The sequence below is a fragment of the Mycolicibacterium boenickei genome (assembly GCF_010731295.1).
GTDB classification, from domain to species: domain Bacteria; phylum Actinomycetota; class Actinomycetes; order Mycobacteriales; family Mycobacteriaceae; genus Mycobacterium; species Mycobacterium boenickei.
This window is the reverse complement of the sequence record NZ_AP022579.1, coordinates 5,155,436-5,175,673: the sequence shown is the minus strand read 5'-3', so window position 1 is coordinate 5,175,673 and position 20,238 is coordinate 5,155,436. Positions and strand designations below refer to the sequence as shown.

General features: G+C 68.4%; 19 protein-coding genes. 16 read left to right on the top strand and 3 right to left on the bottom strand.

The window, feature by feature from the left end; translation table 11 throughout:
• The first annotated feature begins 136 nt into the window (after positions 1-136).
• Genes G6N57_RS24735 through nicT form a run of 7 tightly spaced genes read left to right on the top strand, consistent with a single transcriptional unit; the run spans position 137 to position 6,648 of the window.
• Complete coding sequence (locus G6N57_RS24735; protein ID WP_077738983.1) at positions 137-1,504, top strand: glutamine synthetase family protein; 1,368 nt, start codon at positions 137-139, stop codon at positions 1,502-1,504.
• 37 nt (positions 1,505-1,541) lie between these two features.
• Positions 1,542-2,261, top strand: a complete 720-nt coding sequence (locus G6N57_RS24730) for a gamma-glutamyl-gamma-aminobutyrate hydrolase family protein (RefSeq protein ID WP_077741676.1) — start codon at positions 1,542-1,544, stop codon at positions 2,259-2,261.
• Positions 2,258-3,622, top strand: coding sequence for an aldehyde dehydrogenase family protein (locus G6N57_RS24725; protein ID WP_097925972.1), 1,365 nt, complete (start codon positions 2,258-2,260; stop codon positions 3,620-3,622). The genes G6N57_RS24730 and G6N57_RS24725 overlap by 4 nt, the downstream gene beginning before the upstream one ends.
• Positions 3,623-4,396, top strand: coding sequence for a 3-oxoacyl-ACP reductase (locus G6N57_RS24720; RefSeq protein ID WP_077738985.1), 774 nt, complete (start codon positions 3,623-3,625; stop codon positions 4,394-4,396).
• A gap of 17 nt (positions 4,397-4,413) precedes the next feature.
• Positions 4,414-5,145, top strand: coding sequence for a FadR/GntR family transcriptional regulator (locus tag G6N57_RS24715; RefSeq protein ID WP_077738986.1), 732 nt, complete (start codon positions 4,414-4,416; stop codon positions 5,143-5,145).
• Positions 5,146-5,154: 9 nt separating this feature from the next.
• Positions 5,155-5,484 (top strand): ArsR/SmtB family transcription factor, encoded by a 330-nt coding sequence (locus G6N57_RS24710; RefSeq protein ID WP_174814513.1) that lies wholly within the window; start codon positions 5,155-5,157, stop codon positions 5,482-5,484.
• A gap of 57 nt (positions 5,485-5,541) precedes the next feature.
• On the top strand, positions 5,542-6,648 hold the full coding sequence (nicT, locus tag G6N57_RS24705; protein ID WP_077738988.1) for a Nickel transporter NicT: 1,107 nt from the start codon (positions 5,542-5,544) through the stop codon (positions 6,646-6,648).
• On the opposite strand, the gene mtr is transcribed toward nicT, so the two are convergent.
• Genes mtr through G6N57_RS24690 form a run of 3 tightly spaced genes read right to left on the bottom strand, consistent with a single transcriptional unit; the run spans position 6,645 to position 10,028 of the window.
• Positions 6,645-8,030, bottom strand: coding sequence for a mycothione reductase (gene mtr / locus G6N57_RS24700; RefSeq protein WP_077738989.1), 1,386 nt, complete (start codon positions 8,028-8,030; stop codon positions 6,645-6,647). The genes nicT and mtr overlap by 4 nt on opposite strands.
• A gap of 9 nt (positions 8,031-8,039) precedes the next feature.
• A complete protein-coding gene (locus G6N57_RS24695) occupies positions 8,040-9,062 on the bottom strand; it encodes an alpha/beta hydrolase (RefSeq protein WP_077738990.1) in 1,023 nt (340 codons plus the stop codon).
• Between the two features lie 27 nt (positions 9,063-9,089).
• Positions 9,090-10,028: a TIGR03564 family F420-dependent LLM class oxidoreductase gene (locus tag G6N57_RS24690; protein ID WP_077738991.1), complete on the bottom strand. Its 939-nt coding sequence runs from the start codon at positions 10,026-10,028 to the stop codon at positions 9,090-9,092.
• Positions 10,029-10,121: 93 nt separating this feature from the next.
• Between G6N57_RS24690 and G6N57_RS24685 the strand changes: the two genes are divergently transcribed.
• The 9 genes from G6N57_RS24685 (at position 10,122) to G6N57_RS24645 (ending at position 20,223) form a co-directional block, all read left to right on the top strand.
• The gene (locus tag G6N57_RS24685; RefSeq protein WP_077738992.1) at positions 10,122-10,694 is read left to right on the top strand and encodes a TetR/AcrR family transcriptional regulator; all 573 of its coding nucleotides are present in this window, start codon (positions 10,122-10,124) and stop codon (positions 10,692-10,694) included.
• Positions 10,695-10,868: 174 nt separating this feature from the next.
• Entirely contained in the window at positions 10,869-12,308 is a 1,440-nt protein-coding gene (mqo, locus tag G6N57_RS24680) for a malate dehydrogenase (quinone) (protein ID WP_407665995.1), read from the top strand.
• 13 nt (positions 12,309-12,321) lie between these two features.
• Positions 12,322-12,795 (top strand): GNAT family N-acetyltransferase, encoded by a 474-nt coding sequence (locus tag G6N57_RS24675; protein ID WP_077738994.1) that lies wholly within the window; start codon positions 12,322-12,324, stop codon positions 12,793-12,795.
• Positions 12,795-14,666: a magnesium chelatase subunit D family protein gene (locus tag G6N57_RS24670; RefSeq protein ID WP_163646666.1), complete on the top strand. Its 1,872-nt coding sequence runs from the start codon at positions 12,795-12,797 to the stop codon at positions 14,664-14,666. The genes G6N57_RS24675 and G6N57_RS24670 overlap by 1 nt, the downstream gene beginning before the upstream one ends.
• Before the next feature lie 34 nt (positions 14,667-14,700).
• Positions 14,701-15,315, top strand: coding sequence for a cob(I)yrinic acid a,c-diamide adenosyltransferase (gene cobO, locus G6N57_RS24665; RefSeq protein WP_077738995.1), 615 nt, complete (start codon positions 14,701-14,703; stop codon positions 15,313-15,315).
• Between the two features lie 91 nt (positions 15,316-15,406).
• Complete coding sequence (locus G6N57_RS24660) at positions 15,407-16,768, top strand: cobyrinic acid a,c-diamide synthase CobB (protein ID WP_077738996.1); 1,362 nt, start codon at positions 15,407-15,409, stop codon at positions 16,766-16,768.
• Positions 16,765-17,985: a uroporphyrinogen-III C-methyltransferase gene (gene cobA, locus G6N57_RS24655; RefSeq protein ID WP_097925973.1), complete on the top strand. Its 1,221-nt coding sequence runs from the start codon at positions 16,765-16,767 to the stop codon at positions 17,983-17,985. The genes G6N57_RS24660 and cobA overlap by 4 nt, the downstream gene beginning before the upstream one ends.
• A 33-nt stretch (positions 17,986-18,018) precedes the next feature.
• A complete protein-coding gene (locus G6N57_RS24650) occupies positions 18,019-19,539 on the top strand; it encodes an MFS transporter (protein WP_077738998.1) in 1,521 nt (506 codons plus the stop codon).
• A 15-nt stretch (positions 19,540-19,554) separates the two neighbouring features.
• Positions 19,555-20,223 carry a 4a-hydroxytetrahydrobiopterin dehydratase family protein gene (locus tag G6N57_RS24645; RefSeq protein ID WP_077738999.1) on the top strand — a complete coding sequence of 223 codons (669 nt, stop codon included), beginning with the start codon at positions 19,555-19,557 and terminating at the stop codon, positions 20,221-20,223.
• Positions 20,224-20,238: the final 15 nt, after the last annotated feature.

The following is a 20,238-nucleotide window of genomic DNA, read 5'->3' as shown; positions in this document are numbered from 1 at the left end:
GTTATTGGTCTGCTGTCCTACCTTTTGGCGTGACAATCATGCTAATTCGGGGCACGATCATCACGTCATCGGCGAGGCAATGGTCGGCTGGACGTCAGGTTGGCTGCCGAGTCTCACACGGGCAGGAGGGTGCGCAATGAGCCAGAACCCCGGCATGCTGGCACGAGCCGACCTGGAGCAAATGGTGGCGGCGGGTGAGATCGATACCGTGATCGTCGCCTTCTGCGACATGCAGGGCCGGCTCACGGGCAAGCGGGTTTCGGGCCGGTTGTTCGTCGAGGAGGTCGCCGCTCACGGCGCGGAGTGCTGCAACTACCTGCTCGCGGTCGACGTCGACATGAACACCGTCGGCGGCTATTCGATGTCGAGCTGGGACACCGGCTACGGGGACATGGTGATGACCGCCGACTTCACGACACTGCGGTTGATCCCGTGGCTGCCCGGCACGGCTCTGGTGATGGCAGATCTGTCGTGGCTGGACGGTCGACCCGTCGAGCAGGCGCCGCGCAGCATCCTCAACCGTCAGATCGACCGCCTGACCGAGCGGAGACTGGTCCCGTATGTCGGTACCGAGCTCGAATTCATGGTGTTCGACAACACGTTCCGTGAGGCCTGGGCCGCAGGTTACCGCGGTCTGACACCGGCCACCGACTACAACGTCGACTACGCCATGATGGCGTCCACCCGCATGGAGCCGTTGCTGCGCGACATCCGGCTCGGCATGGAGGGCGCCGGACTGTACTGCGAGGGCGTCAAGGGGGAGTGCAACCTGGGGCAGCAGGAGATCGCCTTCCGGTACGACCATGCCCGCAGCACGTGTGACAACCACACGATCTACAAGAACGGTGCCAAGGAGATCGCCGATCAGCACGGCAAGAGCCTGACGTTCATGGCGAAATTCGATGAACGCGAGGGCAATAGCTGTCATATCCACATATCGCTGCGTGGCGAGGACGGGACGCCGGTGTTCTCCGACGAGTCCGGTCCGAACGGGATGTCGCCGATGTTCCGCAGCTTCATCGCCGGCCAACTGGCGACGCTGCGCGAGCTGACGTTGTTCTACGCGCCGAATGTCAACTCCTACAAGAGGTTTGCCGACGGCAGTTTCGCGCCAACGGCCATCGCCTGGGGTATGGACAACCGGACCTGTGCGTTGCGCGTGGTGGGCCACGGATCGAGCATGCGGGTGGAATGCCGGGCGCCCGGAGGTGATGTCAACCAGTACCTGGCCGTGTCGGCGTTGATCGCCGGTGGTCTGTACGGCATTGATCACGAGCTGGAACTTCCCGACGCGCTGCCGGGCAACGCCTATGCCAGTGCGGCGCAACGGTTGCCCACCACGCTGGCCGAGGCTGCCGAGCTGTTCGCGAAGTCCGAGGTGGCGCGCACGGCGTTCGGGGACGACGTTGTCGAGCACTACCTCAACAATGCGCGGATCGAACTGGCGGCCTTCAATTCGGCGGTGACCGACTGGGAAAGGGTGCGCGGCTTTGAGCGGCTCTGACGTCGGCGGTGCCGAAGCCACTCGCCCGGTGATCGGCATGACCACCTATCTCCAGCAGGCGCAGACCGGAGTGTGGGATGTGCAGGCGAGTTTCCTGCCGCAGGTCTACTTCGAAGGCGTCACCCGGGCCGGTGGCATCGCCTTGCTGTTGCCGCCGCAGCCGGTGGACGACGACATCGCCGAGCTGGTCCTCGATCGCATCGACGGCCTGGTGATCACCGGCGGTCCCGACGTCGATCCGGCACGCTACGGACAGCAGTCGCACCCGGCCACCAACCAACCGGCCACCGCTCGCGACGCCTGGGAGTTCGCCCTGCTGGAAGCCGCACTGCGGCGGGGTATCCCGGTGCTGGGCGTGTGCCGGGGCGCCCAGGTGCTCAACACCGCCCTCGGCGGCACCCTGCACCAGCACCTGCCCGACGTGATCGGGCATACCCACCACCAGAAGGGCAATGCGCAGTTCGGTACGTCAGCGGTGCGCACCGTGCCTGACACCCGGCTGGCCGGTCTGATCGGCGAGACGTCCGACGCGCAGTGCTATCACCATCAGGCCATCGACCGGCTCGGTGACGGGCTGGTGGTCAGTGCCCGCGATACCGACGGGGTGATCGAGGCAGTCGAACTCGACCCCGCGTTGCCCGGCGATGCGTTCGTGCTGGGCGTGCAGTGGCACCCCGAAGAAACTCTCGACGACCTGCGGTTGTTCGCCGCTGTCGTCGAGGCGGCCAGAGCCTATGCGACAGAAAGGGTCTCATGACATCCAGCCAGGTCGTCAACCCCGCCACCGAGGAGGTGCTGACCACCGTCGACCTCCTGGACGTGGCGGCCGTCGATGACGCGGTGGCACGCGCAGCGGCCGCGCAACGGGCCTGGGCCCGGCAGGCGCCGGCCGAGCGGGCCGCGGCGCTGCGGGCATTCGCCACCGTCGTCGATGCCCACATCGACGAGCTGGCCGCCCTGGAGGTGGCCAACTCCGGGCACCCGATCGGGCAGGCCGAATGGGAGGCCGGGCACGTTCGGGATGTGCTGCAGTTCTACTCGGCCACCCCGGAACGCTTGAGCGGCAAGCAGATCCCGGTGGCCGGTGGTCTGGATGTCACCTTCAACGAGCCGCTCGGCGTCGTCGGGGTCATCACCCCGTGGAACTTCCCGATGACCATCGCCGCATGGGGCTTCGCCCCGGCCCTGGCGGCCGGCAACGCGGTGGTGCTCAAGCCCGCCGAGTGGACCCCGCTGACCACGATCCGGCTCGGTGAGCTCGCCAACGAATCAGGTTTGCCTGCCGGGCTTTTTCAGGTACTGCCCGGCAAGGGGTCGGTGGTGGGGGAACGGTTCGTCACCCACCCCGGGGTGCGCAAGGTGGTGTTCACCGGATCCACCGAGGTGGGGACGCGGGTGATGGCCGGCGCGGCGGCCCAGGTCAAACGCGTCACCCTGGAGTTGGGTGGCAAGAGTGCGAACATAGTGTTCGACGACTGCGATCTGGAGAAAGCGGCGGCCACCGCACCATACGGCGTGTTCGACAATGCCGGGCAGGATTGCTGTGCCCGCAGCCGGATCCTGGTGCAGCGCAGCGTCTATGACCGGTTCATGGAGTTGCTGGAACCCGCGGTCAAGGGCGTCGTAGTGGGTGACCCCACGACGCGTGACACCGAGATGGGGCCATTGGTGTCCCGTCCGCACTGGGAGTCCGTGTCCTCCTACGTGCCCGACGGGGCCCCCGTGGCGTTCCGGGGTTCGGCCCCGAGCGGTCCCGGGTTCTGGTTCCCGCCAACGGTGTTGACGCCGCAGCGCACCGACCGGACAGTGACCGAGGAGATCTTCGGCCCGGTGGTGACCGTGCTTCCGTTCGACGACGAGGCCGATGCCATCGCGTTGGCCAACGACACGCCCTACGGTTTGTCGGGCTCGATCTGGACCGACAACCTCTCGCGAGCGATGCGGGTGTCGCGGGCAGTGGAAGCGGGCAACCTCAGCGTCAATTCACATTCGTCGGTGCGCTACAACACCCCGTTCGGTGGCTTCAAGCAGTCCGGGCTGGGACGTGAGTTGGGACCCGACGCACCGCTGTCCTTCACCGAGACCAAGAACGTCTTTTTCGCGATTGAGGAGCTGTAGATGGATCTGACCCAACGTCTGGCCGGCAAGGTCGCCGTGATCACCGGTGGCGCCAGCGGTATCGGCCTGGCCACCGGCAGGCGGTTGCGCGCCGAGGGCGCCACGATCGTGGTGGGCGATATCGACCCAGCCAGCGGAGAGGCCGCCGCCGAGGAACTCGACGGCCTGTTCGTCGCCGTCGACGTGTCCGACCAGGATGCCGTGGACCATCTCTTCGACACCGCCGCAGCCACTTTCGGTTCGGTCGACATCGCGTTCAACAACGCCGGGATCTCGCCGCCCGAAGACGATCTCATCGAGACCACCGAGCTCCCGGCCTGGCAGCGGGTGCAGGACATCAACCTGAAGTCGGTGTACCTGTCGTGCCGGGCGGCGCTGCGGCACATGGTGCCCGCGGGCAAGGGTTCGATCATCAACACCGCGTCGTTCGTCGCGGTGATGGGTTCGGCCACCTCCCAGATCTCCTACACCGCGTCCAAGGGCGGTGTGCTGGCGATGTCGCGCGAGCTCGGCGTGCAGTACGCGCGGCAGGGAATCCGGGTCAACGCGCTGTGCCCCGGCCCGGTCAACACGCCCCTCCTGCAGGAGTTGTTCTCCAAGGATCCCGAGCGCGCCGCGCGGCGGTTGGTCCACATACCACTGGGCCGGTTCGCCGAGCCCGAGGAGCTGGCCGCGGCGGTGGCTTTCCTGGCCAGTGACGACTCCTCGTTCATCACGGGCTCGACATTCCTGGTCGACGGCGGCATCAGCTCCGCCTACGTGACGCCGCTGTGACACCCTGGTAGCTCACCATGACAGCCGAATCGGACCCGCAACCCGCCGCAGAACCCGCCGGTGCGCTGCTGCGTCCGGTCCGGCTGGGCAACGCCTTCGAGGACACCGTCGGCAGGCTGCTGGAGACCATCCGGCTGGGGGTGTTGGGGCCAGGGGAGTCGTTGCCGCCCGAACGGGAACTGGCCGCGCGCCTCGGGGTCAGTCGTGACACGGTCAGGGAGGCGATCAAATCGCTGGCCGACGCCGGCTATCTGGTATCCAAGCGGGGGCGGTACGGCGGCACGTTCTTGGCCGAGGAGCTACCGCGATACACCGCCGACGGCCCGAGCCCGACCCGTGAGGAGATCGACGACGCATTGCGGTTGCGCGAGATCCTCGAGGTCGGCGCGGCGCGGATGGCGGCCGGGCGCACGCTGAGCGCGGCCGAGCGCGACGGGCTGTGGTCGCGGCTGGCCGATGTCCGCGGTGCCGAGCCCGACGACTACCGTCGGCTGGATTCGCGGCTCCACCTGGCAATCGCGGAAGCGGCGGGGTCCCCGTCACTGGTGCCACTGGTCGCCGAGAATCGGATGCGGCTCAACGCCCTGCTGGATCAGATTCCGCTGCTGCCGCGCAACATCGCGCATTCCGATGAACAGCACGAGGAGATCGTGATGGCGATCCTGGCCGGTGACAGCGAGCGGGCCGCCGCGGCCATGCTGGCCCACGTCGGGGGATCGTCGGCCTTGCTGCACGGCTTTCTGGATTAGATTCGTACCGTGGACCGGCACGGTAAAGCCGGCCAGGTCGAGCGCGCGACGTCGGCCCTGGCCGACGTCGACACCTCAGGGTGGGCGCAGCGCTTCGACCTGCTGTCCGATCCGCATCGGCTGGAGATCCTGCTCGGTCTGCACCGGGCGCCGGGAATCTGTGTCAGCGATCTGGCCACCGCGCTGGGACGTTCGGAGAATGCGGTATCGCAGGCTTTGCGGGTGCTGCGGGACCAGGGATGGGTCACCGCGACCCGGGTGGGCCGCACCGTGAACTACCGGCTCGACGACGACACCGTGCACGACCTGCTGCACTGGATCGGCGCACGGCACAGCTGACCCGGATTCTCATCTGTTCGCCTGGACAGATATCGGCGGTCGTCTTACGCTCGGTCGATGACCATCGGCGCATCGCAGGCCACCGCCCGATCCGCCCGATTGGCCACCCGATTCGACCGTGCCGACTGGACGTCGATCGCCGCCGTCACCGGATTCGTCTTGCTGCTGCATGTCATCGGTTGGGGTGTACTGGTTTTCGGGGTGGCACCGCAACACATCACGCTGGGCTCGGCGGGCGTGTTCGGGGTCGGCCTCGGCGTCACCGCGTACCTGCTGGGTGTCCGCCACGCCTTCGATGCCGACCATATCGCCGTCATCGACAACACCACCCGAAAACTCGTCGGTGAGGGCACCCGGTCGATTTCGGCGGGTTTCTGGTTCTCCCTGGGCCATTCGAGCGTGGTGTTCGGGCTGGCCCTGCTGCTGGCACTGGGGGTCCGGGCGCTCGCGGGCCCGGTTCAGGACGAAGAGTCTGCGATGCTGCAGACCCTCGGGCTGGTCGGCTCGCTGGTGGCCGGAACGTTCCTGATCCTGGTCGGCCTGACGAATCTGTTCGCCGCGGTCGGGATCGCCAAGGTTTTCCGGGCCATGCGCCGTGGCGAGTACGACGAGGCCGAGCTCGAACGTCAGCTCGACAGCCGGGGTTTCGTGGCCCGCCTGTTGGGCCGGGTGATGCGACGGGTCAACAAGCCCTGGCACCTGTACCCGGTGGGGTTCCTGATGGGACTGGGCTTCGACACCGCCAGCCAGGTCGCGCTGCTGGTGCTGGCGGCGGGAACCGCAGCCTTCTCCCTGCCCTGGTACGCCATGCTGGTTCTGCCGGTGCTGTTCGCGGCGGGGATGAGCCTTTTCGACAGCCTGGACGGCATCTTCATGGCGCGGGCCTACGGCTGGGCCTTCCTGCAACCGGTCCGCAAGGTGTACTACAACCTGACCGTCACCGTGCTGTCGGTGATCGTGGCGCTGGGCGTCGGGGTGATCGTGCTGGCCGGTCTGCTGGTCGAGCGTCTCGGGATCACCACCGGGCCACTCGCCCTCGTCGGGTCGGCCGACCTGGAATTCGTCGGTTTCGCGATCGTCGGACTCTTCGTCGTGAGCTGGCTTGTGGCCCTGGCGATCTGGCGGTTCGGCCGGATCGAGCAGCGCTGGGCGGCCCGGGCCTAGTCGCTCAGGCCCAGCAGGGCGTTCTCGATCACCTCGGCCAGCGCCGGGTGAATCCAGTATTGGCCCCGGGCAACCTCCTGGGCGGTCTGCCCGAAGCTCATCGCCTGGATCAGCGGCTGGATGATCGAGGACGCCTGATAGCCCATGATGTGGGCGCCCAGGATCTTGCCGGTGGTGCGGTCGCCGATCAGCTTGGCGATGCCGGTGGTGTCCTCCATCGCCCAGCCGTACGCGGTGTCGCCGTAGGCCTGAACCTTGGTGACGTAGTCGTAGCCCTCGTCGCGGGCCTGCTCCTCGGTCAATCCGACCATGGCGATCTGCGGTTCGGTGAACACCGCCGACGGCACGAACCGGTGATCGCTGCGCACCATCGCCTCGGTGTCGTCCCAATCGCGGAGCAGGTTCTCCTTGACCACGCGTGATTCGTGGTTGGCGACATGCTTGAGCTGGAAGTCGGAGGACACGTCGCCGAGTGCGAAAATGCCACGCGCCGTGGTGCGTTGGTATTCGTCGACGATGACCAGACCGTCTTCGTCCACCTCCACCCCGGCGAGCTCGGCGTCGAGCAGGTCCCCGTTGGGGATGCGGCCGGTGGCCACCAGCAGCATGTCTGCGGGCAGCGTCTTGCCGTCGTCGAGCTCCAGCACGATCTGGTCACCCTCGTGATGGGAGCCGATCACGTTCTCGTGCCTACGCAGATCCCACTTCTCGGCGGCCAGCGCACTGAACTCGTGGCAGATCGTCTCGTCGCAATGGCTGAGCAGGCAGTCGCCGCGCACCACGATCGTGACTCGCACGCCGAGTGCGGAGAACACGTGGGCGAACTCGGCGGCGACGAACCCGCCGCCGACGATCACCAGGTGCTCCGGCAGTTCGGGGATTCGCATGATGTCGTCGCTGGTGTAATACGTCACGCCGCAGTCCACGATCGCCGGTGGGACGTAGGCGCGGGATCCGGCCGCGATCACCACCTGATCGCTGCTGAATTCGTCACCGGCCTCGGTGCGCAGCGTGTAGCGACCGTCGGCGGTCTTGGGCCCGAACCGGGTGTGGCTGGCGTACACCGTGATGTCCGGATCGTTGCGGCGGTAGTCCTCGCCGCCTGCGGCGATCGGATCGATCCGGCCGAACACCCGCGCGACGATGTCGGGCCAGCGCACCTTGTCGATGTGGGAATCGATGCCGTACCTGGCGCTGGCCTTGATCGTGTCCGCCACATCGGCGGCGTAGACGAACATCTTGGTGGGGATGCAGCCGACATTCAGGCAGGTGCCGCCGAACGTGCCCTGTTCGCAGATCGCGACCTTCTTGCCGGCGTAGCGCTCGTCGAGAACGCTGTTGCCCGAGCCGGTGCCGATGATGGTCAGGTCGTAATGCTCCATGTGCGCTCCCTATCCGGAAGATGTTGTGCTCGGCCGGGTTTGCAGGTTCAGGTAGTAGTCCAGCCAGCGGTCGAGCTCGCGGTAGGCCGCGGCCCTGGCGTCGGCCGTCGACAGGAAGACGTCGTGCTTGGCGTCGGTGATCGGAGCGACGGTGGAGTGGTTACCCACGCAGCCGGACCACCGCGCGATCTGCCGGACATCGAGCACGGCGTCACCGCGCTGCATCGCGGCCGGATCGGATGTTTCGGTGACACTGCGGTCCGACCGCAGGATCAGGTTCGGCACACCGACGTCCAGGCCGCGGTGTAGCCGGGCCTGTCCGCGGCGGATCGCATTGATCCACCCGAGGGTGACGGGGAAGCCTCCCAACGGTTTCCAGTCGAGGTTGTAGTCGAACTCGCCGCCGTAGTCGCGGTGCAGGGTGGTGCCGTACCCGCCTTCGGTGGGTTTGCGGATCACCGACAGCTTGCGCAGCCGGGCCAGCGCGATCAGGGCGGCCGACGTGGGTGCGGTACGCAGGATCGCCGGTCCGTGCAGGTCGAAGAACGGACTGTTGAGGATCAGCCCGCCGACGTGATGGGTGTCGAGCCTTCCGCTTCGGCGCAGCCGGTCGGCGAACAAGGTGATGATCAACCCGCCCGCCGAGTGCCCGTACAGGCACACCGTGGCGTTGCCGGTGTCGGCGGCGATGATCTCCAGAGCCCGCTGCAGTTCGTGGTCGTAGCGCGCCAGGTCGGTGGTGAAATGTGCGGTCTGCCCGTCGCGCCGGGAGCGCCCGCACTTGGGCAGATCCAGTGCGTAGAACGCGAAGCCGCGCTCGGCGAATCGGTCCGCGAGTTCGGTGTGGAAGAAATAGTCGGTGTAGCCGTGCAATGCCAGCACCGCGTGGCCGTTCCCGTCGGGCGCCGGGCCGCGGCGAACGAGGGTGGCGACCAGGTCGCCCTCGCCGTCGGGATCAGGCCCTGCCTCGATGGTCTGCTGCCAGAACCCAGGCAATACATCCGGCTCCCAGTCGGGCTCCCGTGACGTCACGGTTCCACCCTAACCGCGCGCCGAAACTCAGAGCCGCAACGAAGCCAGGAATTCGGTGGTCTTCGCCACGGTCGAGGTGTCGCCCTTGGGGGAGGCGACGAACTCGGTGACCCCGATCCCGGCGAACCGCCGCAACTGCTTCTCGACCTCGGCCTCGTCGCCGACGATGCACACGTCACTGATGCCGTCCGCACCTTCCTTGTCCAGCACGGCGCGGTAGGCCGGTGCCTGCCCGGCGATCTCGAAGGCGGCCGCCAGGGCGTCGCGCGCTGCTTCGGGGTCGTGGGTGAGCACCACGGGCAGCCCGACGATCACCTGCGGTGCGGGTCGGCCGGCGCGGGAAGCGGCCCGGGTCAGGCGCGGAATGATGAACTGCTCCAAGGCAATCGGCCCGGCCCAACTGGTGATGGTGCCGTCGGTGAGCTCACCGGCGACGTCGAGCATGTGAGGGCCGAGGGCGGCGGTCACCACCGGTGGCGCCTTCGCGCCCGCGAGCGTCACCTGCCCGGTCGTGGTGATCCGGGGGCCGCGGTGCTCGACGGGCTCGCCGGCCAGTGCCGGGACGAGCACCTCCAGGTACTCGCGCAGGAACGCCGCCGGTCGCTCGTAGGAGTAACCCAACGCCTCGACCATGAACGGGTGGCTGACACCGATGCCGAGCGTGAGCCGCCCGCCTGCGGCGGCGTTCGTGGTCAGTGCCTGGCGGGCCAGTGCCAGCGGATGCTGGGTGTAGGCGACGACGACACCGGTGCCCAGGCCGATGCGACTGGTGCGCCCGGCGGCGACGGTCAGTGCGGTGAGTACGTCCCACGGCGCCATGCCGGCCATCGGCGGTAACTGGGGCATCCAGGCCCGGTGAAACCCGGAACGATCGGCGGCGACGACGGGCGCGATGGCCGCGTCGAGACTGTCCCGGCCATCGGGGGCCGGCCCCGGATCGGGCACGGACATGACGGAGACATGCATGCAGTGCTCCCGGAGATAGTATTCGGAGACTTCCTCCGGTTAATATATGGAGGCTGTCTCCGTTTGTCTAGATGAGTCGAGAGGAGCAGGGCGGTGTCCAACCCCAGCCCGCGCCCGTTGCGGGCCGATGCCGCACGCAACCGGCAGGCACTGCTGACCGCCGCCGCGGCCGCATTCGCCCGGGACGGTGTCTCGGCCTCACTCGACGAGGTGGCCCGGGCGGCGGGGGTGGGGCCGGGCACGCTGTACCGGCATTTCCCGACCCGGGATCAGCTGGTGCGTGCCGTCATCGACGACGGGCTGTGGGCTCTGCGTGATCACGGGGAGGCGCTGCTGGACGCCGCCGATCCCGTTGCCGCGCTGACGGAATGGCTCGATGCCTACATCACGCAGGGCAACGTGTATGACGGCCTGGCCCGCACCCTGGTCGACGCCGTACCCGACGGAGAAGGGTCGCGGAGTTGCCACGCCGCGCGTCAGTCCGGGGCCCGGTTGGTTGCCCGGGCGGTCGCGCACGGCGCGATCAGGGCTGATCTCGAAGTCGACGACGTCCTGGATCTGGCCGCCGGGATCGCCTGGGTCGGTCAGCAACCCGATCGCGACGAGAATCAGCGTGCCCGGCTGGTCGGGCTGCTCATCGACGGGCTGAGGGTACGGGCCGGGTGATGGATCGCACTACCATGCCTGGCCAACCGGGATTCGTCGCGCGATAACCTTGGCATAACAGAAAGCCGTCGACGAAGACGGGCCGCGCAATACGAAGGACGAGCGATCAGGGTGTCTGAGGCAAACGTGGGTACGACCGAGAAGACTGACGTCGTGCTGGTTGGGGCCGGCATCATGAGCGCAACCCTCGGTGCGCTGATCCGGCTGCTGGAGCCCGACTGGTCCATCACCATGATCGAGCGGCTCGACGGTGCCGCCGCGGAGAGCAGCGATCCCTGGAACAACGCGGGCACCGGGCACTCGGCGCTGTGTGAGTTGAACTACACGCCTGAGCTGTCGGACGGCTCCATCGACACCACCAAGGCCATCAACGTCAACGAGCAGTTCCAGGTGTCGCGGCAGTTCTGGGCCTACGCCGCCGAGAACGGTGTGCTGCCCGACGTGCGGGGCTTCCTGAACCCGATCCCGCACGTCAGCTTCGTGCACGGAGCCGCCAACGTCGACTACCTCAAGCGCCGCCACGAGGCGCTGGTCGGCAACCCGCTGTTCGCCTCGATGGAATTCATCGACGACAAGGACGAGTTCGCCCGCCGGCTGCCGTTCATGGCCGCCAAGCGGGACTTCTCCGATCCGGTCGGGCTGAACTGGTCGCAGCACGGCACCGACGTCGACTTCGGTGCGCTCTCGCGCCAGCTGATCGGCTTCACCGCGCAGCGCGGGATGAACACGCTGTTCGGTCACGAGGTCCGCAACCTGCACAAGGAGTCCGACGGCAGCTGGACGCTCAAGGTGACCAACCGGCGCACGGGTCTCAAGCGCAAGTTCAACGCCAAGTTCGTGTTCGTGGGCGCCGGCGGCGGTGCGCTGCCGTTGCTGCAGAAGTCGGGCATCCCGGAGGCCAAGGGCTTCGGCGGGTTCCCGGTGGGCGGCGCGTTCCTGCGGACCAACAACCAGGCGCTGACCGCCGGACATCAGGCCAAGGTGTACGGCCTTCCGCCGCTGGGTGCCCCGCCGATGTCGGTGCCGCACCTGGACACCCGCGTCATCAACGGCAAATCCTGGCTGCTGTTCGGTCCGTTCGCGGGCTGGACGCCGAAGTTCCTCAAGCAGGGCAAGTTCACCGACCTGCCGTTGTCGGTCAAGCCCAACAACATCATGTCCATGCTCGGTGTCGGGCTCACCGAGATGGGCCTGGTCAACTACCTCGTCGGCCAGCTGCTGCTCAGTGAGGCCGCACGGGTCGACACCTTGCGGGAATTCGCGCCCAGCGCAGTCGATTCCGACTGGGAGCTGGACATCGCCGGCCAGCGTGTGCAGGTGATCCGGCGCAAGGGTGCCGGCGGGGTGCTGGAGTTCGGCACCACCGTGCTCACCGCGGCCGACGGCAGCATCGCCGGCCTGCTGGGTGCCTCGCCCGGGGCGTCCACCGCAGTGCCTGCCATGCTCGACGTGCTGGAGCGTTGCTTCGCCGATCGGTACCAGAGCTGGCTGCCCAAACTCAAGGAGATGGTCCCGTCACTCGGAACCAAGCTGTCCAACGAACCCGGCCTGTTCGAAGAGGTCTGGGCGTGGGGCACCAAGGCGCTCCAACTGGACGTCCCTGTGACTGCGTGACAGGCTCGGGCGGATGACGGTCGCACTACGCCGCAGCTGGGCCAAAGACCTCGACGTACCAACGCTTTACGAGCTGCTCAAGCTCCGTGTCGAGGTGTTCGTGGTGGAGCAGGCGACTCCGTATCCAGAGCTGGACGGCCGAGACCTGCTCGCCGAGACCCGGCATTTCTGGCTGGAAAGCCCCGACGGCGAAGTGATTTCGACGTTGCGGCTGATGGAGGAACATCCCGGCGGCGAGAAGGCGTTCCGGATCGGCCGGGTGTGCACCAAACGCAGCGACCGAGGCCGGGGCCACACCGCCCGGCTGATGCAGGCCGCACTGGCCGAGGTCGGCGACTACCCGTGCCACATCAATGCCCAGACCTATCTGGTCGACATGTACGGCCGGCACGGATTCGTCCGCGACGGCGACGAATTCCTTGATGACGGAATCCCGCATGTGCCGATGGTGCGCCCCGGAATCGATATGACGCGAGAGCGAGTCTGATGACGGTGGAGACCCACACCTACCCCTTCAGCGCACTGGTGGGGCAGGACCGGCTGCGGCTGGCCCTGCTGCTGTGCGCTGTGCACCCGGAGATCGGCGGCGTGCTGATCCGCGGGGAGAAGGGCACCGCGAAATCGACTGCGGTACGCGGCCTGGCCGCGGTGCTGTCCGCGGTCGACGACGACGCCCGGCTGGTGGAACTGCCGATCGGGGCGACCGAGGACCGGGTGGTCGGTTCGCTGGATCTGCAGAAGGTGCTTCGCGACGGCGAACACGCCTTCTCGCCCGGCTTGCTGGCCCGCGCCCATGGTGGCGTGCTCTACGTCGACGAGGTCAACCTGCTGCACGACCACCTGGTCGACGTGTTGCTGGACGCCGCCGCGATGGGCCGGGTTCATGTTGAGCGCGAAGGGATTTCGCACTCACACGAGTCCCGCTTCGTGCTGATCGGCACCATGAACCCTGAGGAAGGCGAGCTGCGTCCGCAGCTGCTGGACCGATTCGGGCTGACGGTGGACGTGGCCGCGTCCCGTGACGTCGACGTCCGCGTCGAGGTGATCCGGGCCAGGATGGCGTTCGAGGCCGATCCGCGGGCTTTCGTCGAGCGCTACGCCGTCGCCGACGCGGAGCTGGCCGATCGCATCGCCGCCGCCCGCAAGGCGATCGGGTCGGTGGAACTACCCGATACCGAACTGCGCCGAATCGCGGCCCTGTGCGCGGCATTCGACGTCGACGGGATGCGAGCCGATCTGGTGGTCGCGCGCACCGCCGTCGCCCATGCGGCCTGGCGCGGCGCCACCACGGTCACCGAAGAGGACATCCGGGTGGCAGCTGAACTGGCTCTGCCACACCGGCGTCGTCGCGACCCCTTCGACGATCCGGGGCTGGACCCCGAGCGTCTCGATGAGGCGATGCAGCAGGCCGACGAGTCTGCCGCACAGTCGGGGCAGGACACCGAGCCGCCCGATCCCGACTTCGATCCTGACTTCGACCCGCCCGGCGGCGGTGCCGATGCCGGCGCTGAAAGTTCTGCGCCGCAGGGTAATTCGAAATCGTCGACCCGTCCGAGCGCGCCACCGTCGGCGGTGTTCCGGACCAGGGCCCTCGTGGTGCCCGGGGTCGGCGAGGGCGCCCCGGGGCGCCGTTCGCGGGCCCGCAACCGTACCGGCACCCCGATCGCGTCCACCGCCGAGCCCGGCAGCGGACACGGACTGCACATGTTCGCCACCCTGCTCGCCACGGCGGGCCGCCAACAGGGTGCGGGTGTGCCGAGGCCGCGCCCCGAGGACGTCCGGCGCGCGGTACGTGAAGGCCGCGAGGGCAATCTGGTGATCTTCGTCGTCGACGCCTCCGGGTCCATGGCGGCCCGTGACCGGATGTCGGCCGTCACCGGGGCGACACTGTCGCTGCTGCGCGATGCCTACCAGCGCCGGGACAAGGTCGCGGTGATCACGTTCCGGCAGCAGGACGCCCGCGTGCTGCTCCCGCCCACGACGTCGGTGCACATCGCCAGTCGCCGGCTGTCCCGCTTCGACACCGGCGGCAAGACGCCGCTGGCGCAGGGCCTGCTGGCCGCCCGCGATCTCGTGATCCGGGAGAAGGCCCGCGACCGTGCCCGGCGCAGCCTGGTCGTGGTGCTCACCGACGGCCGCGCCACGGGAGGTCCGGATCCGCTGGGCCGCACCAGGCAGGCCGCGGCCGCGTTGGTGGCCGAGGGGGCCGCGGCCGTGGTGGTGGACTGTGAGACCTCGTTCGTGCGACTGGGATTGGCCGGTCAACTGGCCGAGCAGCTGGGCTCGCCGGCGGTACGGCTCGAGCAGTTGCGTGCCGCCGAACTGACCCGGCTCGTCCAGCACCAGACCGCCGCCTAGCCTGGCACGAGATCCTGCGCAGGAAGGACCGCCCATGCCACAGGGACAGCCGCTCACCGTTCCCGACGACGGTTTGACCACCAAGGCCCGCCGCAACGCACCGTTGCTCGCCGTGCATACCGGCCCCGGAAAGGGCAAGTCCACCGCGGCCTTCGGGATGGCGCTGCGGGCGTGGAACCAGGGCTTCTCGGTGGCGGTGTTCCAGTTCGTCAAGAGCGCGAAGTGGAAGGTCGGCGAAGAGGCCGTGTTCAACCAACTCGGCCGGCTGCACGATGAGCACGGTGCCGGCGGGCCGGTCGAATGGCACAAGATGGGCTCGGGCTGGTCCTGGACCCGCAAACACGGCAGCGACGTCGACCACGCGGCCGCGGCTGCCGACGGCTGGGCCGAGATCAGACGGCGGTTGGCCGACGAGCGCCACGATTTCTACGTGCTCGACGAGTTCACCTATCCGCTCAAATGGGGATGGGTGGACGTGGACGAGGTGGTCGAGGTGCTGGCCAACCGTCCGGGCACTCAACACGTGGTGATCACCGGCCGTGACGCCCCGCAGGCCCTGATCGACGCCGCGGACCTGGTGACCGAGATGACCAAGATCAAGCATCCGATGGATGCCGGCCGCAAGGGCCAGAAGGGCATCGAGTGGTGATTTTCGGCATGCTCGTGGACGCTGAGTGTGCGCATAGTGCTGCGGTTTCGCGGCGTGTCGGGCAGCAGACACGCACGCTCGCGGTGCTGAGGTGAGCACTCCGGCGGTGGTGATCGCCGCACCGGCATCGGGCAGCGGAAAGACCACCGTGGCAACGGGTTTGGTCGGCGCGCTGCGTCAGGCCGGGCACACCGTGGCGCCGTTCAAGGTCGGGCCGGACTTCATCGACCCCGGCTACCACGCCCTGGCCGCAGGCCGTCCGGGCCGCAACCTGGACCCGGTGCTCGTCGGCGAGGATCTGATCGGCCCGCTGTACCGGCACGGGTGTGCCGGCGCCGACATCGCGGTCGTCGAGGGGGTCATGGGCCTGTTCGACGGTCGTATCGAAGGGCAGATGACCGGCGTCCCTCGCGGTTCGGCGGCCCAGGTCGCCGGCCTGCTCGGAGCCCCGGTGGTGCTGGTGGTCGACGCCCGCGGACAGAGTCACAGCATCGCCGCGCTGCTGCACGGGTTCGTCACGTTCGACCCGGCGGTGCGAATCGCCGGGGTGATCCTTAACCGGGTCGGCTCCGACCGGCATGAGGCGGTATTGCGACAGGCTTGTGAGCATGCCGGTGTGGCCGTGCTCGGCGCGATTCCACGAGCCGACGAATTATCTGTTCCGTCAAGGCATCTCGGGCTCATCACCGCTGTGGAGCACGGCAGGCAGGCGCGCGACGCGGTGGCTGCGATGACGGCTCTGGTGGCACGGCACGTCGATCTCGGGGCCCTGGTGGCGGCATCCGCTGCCCATGTGACCGGCGCGCCGTGGAGCCCCGTGGCCGAGTCGGTGACCGATGTCACGGTGGCCCTGGCCGCGGGTAAGGCGTTCAGCTTCAGCTACGCCGAGCACGCCGAGTTGTTGCGCGGAGCCGGCGCGCAGGTGGCCGAGTTCGACCCGCTGGCAGAACCCCTGCCCGCCGGGGTGGACGCGCTGGTGCTGCCCGGCGGATTCCCCGAACAGTTCACTGCCGAGCTGTCGGCCAACGATCTTGTCCGCCAGCAGATCAGGGATCTGGCCTCCCGCGGCGCCCCCATCCATGCCGAGTGCGCGGGCCTGACCTATCTGGTCGACGATCTCGACGGCATACCGATGTGCGGTGTGCTGGCCGGCTCGGCGCGGTTCACCGAGCGTCTCACCCTGGGTTACCGCGACGCGGTCGCAGTAGTCGACTCCAGCCTGCACGCGGCCGGTGCTCGCCTCACCGGACATGAATTCCACCGGACCGCAGTGGAATTCGCCGACGATCTGGCGCCGGCCTGGGCGTTCGCCGGTCCGGGACAGGCGGGTCGGCGCGACGGCGCGGTGCAGCGCGGCGTGCACGCCGGGTACCTGCACACCCACCCTGCGGCGCACCCAGAGGCCATCACCCGCTTCGTCACCACAGCAGCAACCACTAAGCTCGGCGGGTGACCACCGAGAATGCCTACCTCGTCGGCCTGCGCCTGTCGGGCAAGAAGGTCGTCGTCGTCGGCGGCGGAACCGTCGCGCAACGCCGGCTGCCCCTGCTGATCGCGCACGGCGCCGACGTACACGTGATCGCCCGGGCGGCCAGCCCCGCGGTGGAGGCGCTGTCGCACGACGATCCGGGGATCACCCTGCAGCTGCGTGACTTCCGCGCCGGGGATCTCGACGGTGCCTGGTATGTGCTGGCGGCCACCGACGATCACGAGGTCAACGCCGCCATCGCCGCCGAAGCCGACGAGCGGCGCATCTTCTGCGTTCGCGCCGACATCGCGCGCGACGGATCCGCGGTGACCCCGGCGACATTCGATTCCGACGGCCTCTCGGTGGGCGTCCTCGCCGGCGGCGAGCATCGCCGCTCGGCGGCCATCCGCACCGCCATCCACGAAGCGCTCCAGCGCGGCCTGCTCACCGCCGACTCCGGCGCGGAGCCGGGGGAGGCACCCACGGGCGTGGCCCTCGTCGGCGGCGGCCCGGGAGACCCCGAGCTGATCACCGTGCGCGGACGGCGCCTGCTGGCCCGCGCCGACGTCGTCGTCGCCGACCGGCTGGCCCCCCAGGAGTTGCTCGCCGAACTCGGGCCCCATGTCGAGGTCATCGACGCGGCGAAGATCCCGTACGGGCGGGCGATGGCGCAGGAGGCGATCAACCAGGTTCTGGTCGACCGGGCCCGCGCCGGCAAGTTCGTCGTCCGCCTCAAGGGCGGCGATCCCTTCGTCTTCGCCCGCGGCTACGAAGAGGTTCTGGCGTGCAGCGAGGCCGGCATCCCCGTCACCGTGGTCCCGGGTGTGACAAGTGCCATATCGGTGCCCGCCCTGGCCGGGGTTCCGGTCACCCACCGGGGCATGACCCACGAGTTCGTGGTGGTCAGCGGCCATGTTGCGCCTGGTCACCCCGAATCGTTAGTGAATTGGAATGCGCTGGCGGCGCTGACCGGCACGATCGTGCTGCTGATGGCCGTCGAACGCATCGAGCTGTTCACCAAGGCCCTCCTGGACGGCGGCCGACCTGCGGATACGCCGGTTCTGGTGGTGCAACACGGCACGACCGTCGCGCAGCGCACCCTGCGGGCCACCCTCGGCGACGCGCCCGAGCGGATCCGAGCGGACGGTATTCGACCTCCGGCGATCATCGTGATCGGACCTGTGGCCGCCTTCGCCGGTTAAAGGATTCTTAAGATTCCGGTAAGGTGGCCCCCTATGACGGCACTCAACGACGCAGAGCGCCAGGGCCTCGCCGCCCGCCTCCCGTCCTGGTTCCCGTCCTGGGGCTTCCTTTCCGCTGTGATCGCGATCGGCGGTATGCAGCTGCTGGCCACGATGGACAGCACGGTCGCGATTGTCGCGTTGCCACGGATCCAGGACGAGCTCGGCCTGTCCGACGCCGGACGTAGCTGGGTCATCACCGCCTACGTCCTCACCTTCGGCGGACTGATGCTGCTAGGCGGACGCCTCGGCGACACCATCGGCCGCAAGCGCACCTTCATCGTCGGCGTCGCGTTGTTCACGATCGCCTCGATCCTGTGCGGCATCGCCTGGAACGAAGCGACGCTGGTGACCGCCCGGCTGCTGCAGGGTGTCGGCGCGGCGATCGCCTCGCCCACGGGCCTCGCGCTCGTCGCGACCACGTTCCCGAAGGGTCCGGCCCGCAACCTCGCCACCGCGGTGTTCGGTGCCATGACGGCCATCGGCTCGGTGATGGGCCTGGTGGTCGGCGGTGCGCTCACCGAGGTGTCCTGGCGGCTGGCATTCCTGGTCAACGTGCCGATCGGCCTGGTGATGCTCTACCTGGCCCGTACCGCACTGCGTGAGACCAACCGCGAACGCATGAAGCTCGACGCCGCGGGCGCCCTGCTGGCGACGCTCGCCTGCACGGCCGCAGTGTTCGCGTTCACCCAGGGCCCGGAGAGCGGCTGGCTGGCGCCGGTCACGCTCGGCTCGGGCGCCGCGGCCGCGGTGTTCGGCATCGCGTTCCTGATCGCCGAGCGCAGCGCCGAGAACCCGGTGGTGCCGTTCGACCTGTTCCACGAGCGCAACCGGGTCGCCACGTTCGCGGCGATCTTCCTGGCCGGCGGCGTGCTGTTCACCTTGACGGTGCTGATCGGCCTGTACGTGCAGGACATCCTCGGCTACAGCGCACTGCACGCCGGCATCGGCTTCATCCCGTTCGTGATCGGCATGGGCATCGGCCTGGGTGCGTCCTCCCAGATCGTCCGCTTCTTCCAGCCCCGCATCGTGGTCATCGCGGGCGGCATCCTGGTGCTCGGCGCGATGCTCTACGGCTCGACCCTGCACGCAGGCATCCCGTACTTCCCGAACCTCGTGCTTCCCATCACCATCGGCGGCATCGGCATCGGCATGATCGTGGTGCCGCTGACCCTGGCCGCGATCGCCGGCGTCGGCTTCGACCGCATCGGCCCGGCCTCGGCCATCGCCCTGATGCTGCAGAACCTGGGCGGTCCGCTGGTCCTGGCGATCATCCAGGCCGTCATCACGTCGCGCACCCTGTACCTGGGCGGAGTCACCGGACCGGTCAAGGATATGAACGGTCCGCAACTGGCGGCCCTGGACGCGGGCTACACCTACGGCCTGTTGTGGGTGGCCGCGGTCGCAGTCCTGGTCGGTCTGGCGGCGCTGTTCATCGGCTACACCTCTGAACAGGTGGCGCATGCCCAAGAGGTCAAGGACGCCATCGATTCCGGAGAGCTCGAGCTCGACTGACGGCTGGCCTGATCGATGCCGCTGAATCGCCGGGACATCTCCGAGGCCGTCGGCCCGCTGGGTTGGCGCCTGGTCCTCGGCGCCGTCTACACCGAGGTGCTGGTGCCCTCGATGGCCGACGCTGCCGCTGCCGCCTCCCATGCCGTGCACGCGGCCGGTCGTGATGCCTCAGGCCATCTTTCGATCGACATCCGATCCGACCGGGCGGTGCTGCGTCTGCGCACGCGCGACGCTCATGCGCTGACCGAGCGGGACCTCGAACTGGCCCGCGAGCTGTCGCAGGCGCTGGCCGCACATGGCTTCGAACTGACCACCGGGGCCGGGGCCATCCAGGCCTTCGAGGTCGCGATCGACGCGCTCGACATCGGCGCTGTGCGCCCCTTCTGGAAGGCTGTCACGGGCTACATCGACGAACCGGGCAATGCGGACCTCAACGCCGGGCTCGTCGACCCGTTCGGCCGCGGCCCGGCCATCTGGTTTCAGCAGATGGATGCGCCCCGGCCCCAGCGCAACCGAATCCACCTCGACATCGACGTCACCCACGATGCGGCGCAGGCCCGGGTCGACGCGGCCTTGGCCGCAGGCGGCAGATTGCTCAGTGACCGCGTGGCGCCGCGCTTCTGGGTGCTGGCCGACGCGGAGGGCAACGAGGCCTGCATCTGTACCTGGCAGGGCCGTGACTGACGACACGCCTTAAGG

Coding starts and splice junctions, on each gene's coding strand:
- G6N57_RS24735 (WP_077738983.1), top strand. CDS start 137: ATGAGCCAGAACCCCGGCATGCTGGCACGAGCCGACCTGGAGCAAATG.
- G6N57_RS24730 (WP_077741676.1), top strand. CDS start 1,542: ATGACCACCTATCTCCAGCAGGCGCAGACCGGAGTGTGGGATGTGCAG.
- G6N57_RS24725 (WP_097925972.1), top strand. CDS start 2,258: ATGACATCCAGCCAGGTCGTCAACCCCGCCACCGAGGAGGTGCTGACC.
- G6N57_RS24720 (WP_077738985.1), top strand. CDS start 3,623: ATGGATCTGACCCAACGTCTGGCCGGCAAGGTCGCCGTGATCACCGGT.
- G6N57_RS24715 (WP_077738986.1), top strand. CDS start 4,414: ATGACAGCCGAATCGGACCCGCAACCCGCCGCAGAACCCGCCGGTGCG.
- nicT (WP_077738988.1), top strand. CDS start 5,542: ATGACCATCGGCGCATCGCAGGCCACCGCCCGATCCGCCCGATTGGCC.
- mtr (WP_077738989.1), bottom strand. CDS start 8,030: ATGGAGCATTACGACCTGACCATCATCGGCACCGGCTCGGGCAACAGC.
- G6N57_RS24690 (WP_077738991.1), bottom strand. CDS start 10,028: ATGCATGTCTCCGTCATGTCCGTGCCCGATCCGGGGCCGGCCCCCGAT.
- mqo (WP_407665995.1), top strand. CDS start 10,869: ATGAGCGCAACCCTCGGTGCGCTGATCCGGCTGCTGGAGCCCGACTGG.
- G6N57_RS24675 (WP_077738994.1), top strand. CDS start 12,322: ATGACGGTCGCACTACGCCGCAGCTGGGCCAAAGACCTCGACGTACCA.
- G6N57_RS24670 (WP_163646666.1), top strand. CDS start 12,795: ATGACGGTGGAGACCCACACCTACCCCTTCAGCGCACTGGTGGGGCAG.
- cobO (WP_077738995.1), top strand. CDS start 14,701: ATGCCACAGGGACAGCCGCTCACCGTTCCCGACGACGGTTTGACCACC.
- G6N57_RS24650 (WP_077738998.1), top strand. CDS start 18,019: ATGACGGCACTCAACGACGCAGAGCGCCAGGGCCTCGCCGCCCGCCTC.
- G6N57_RS24645 (WP_077738999.1), top strand. CDS start 19,555: ATGCCGCTGAATCGCCGGGACATCTCCGAGGCCGTCGGCCCGCTGGGT.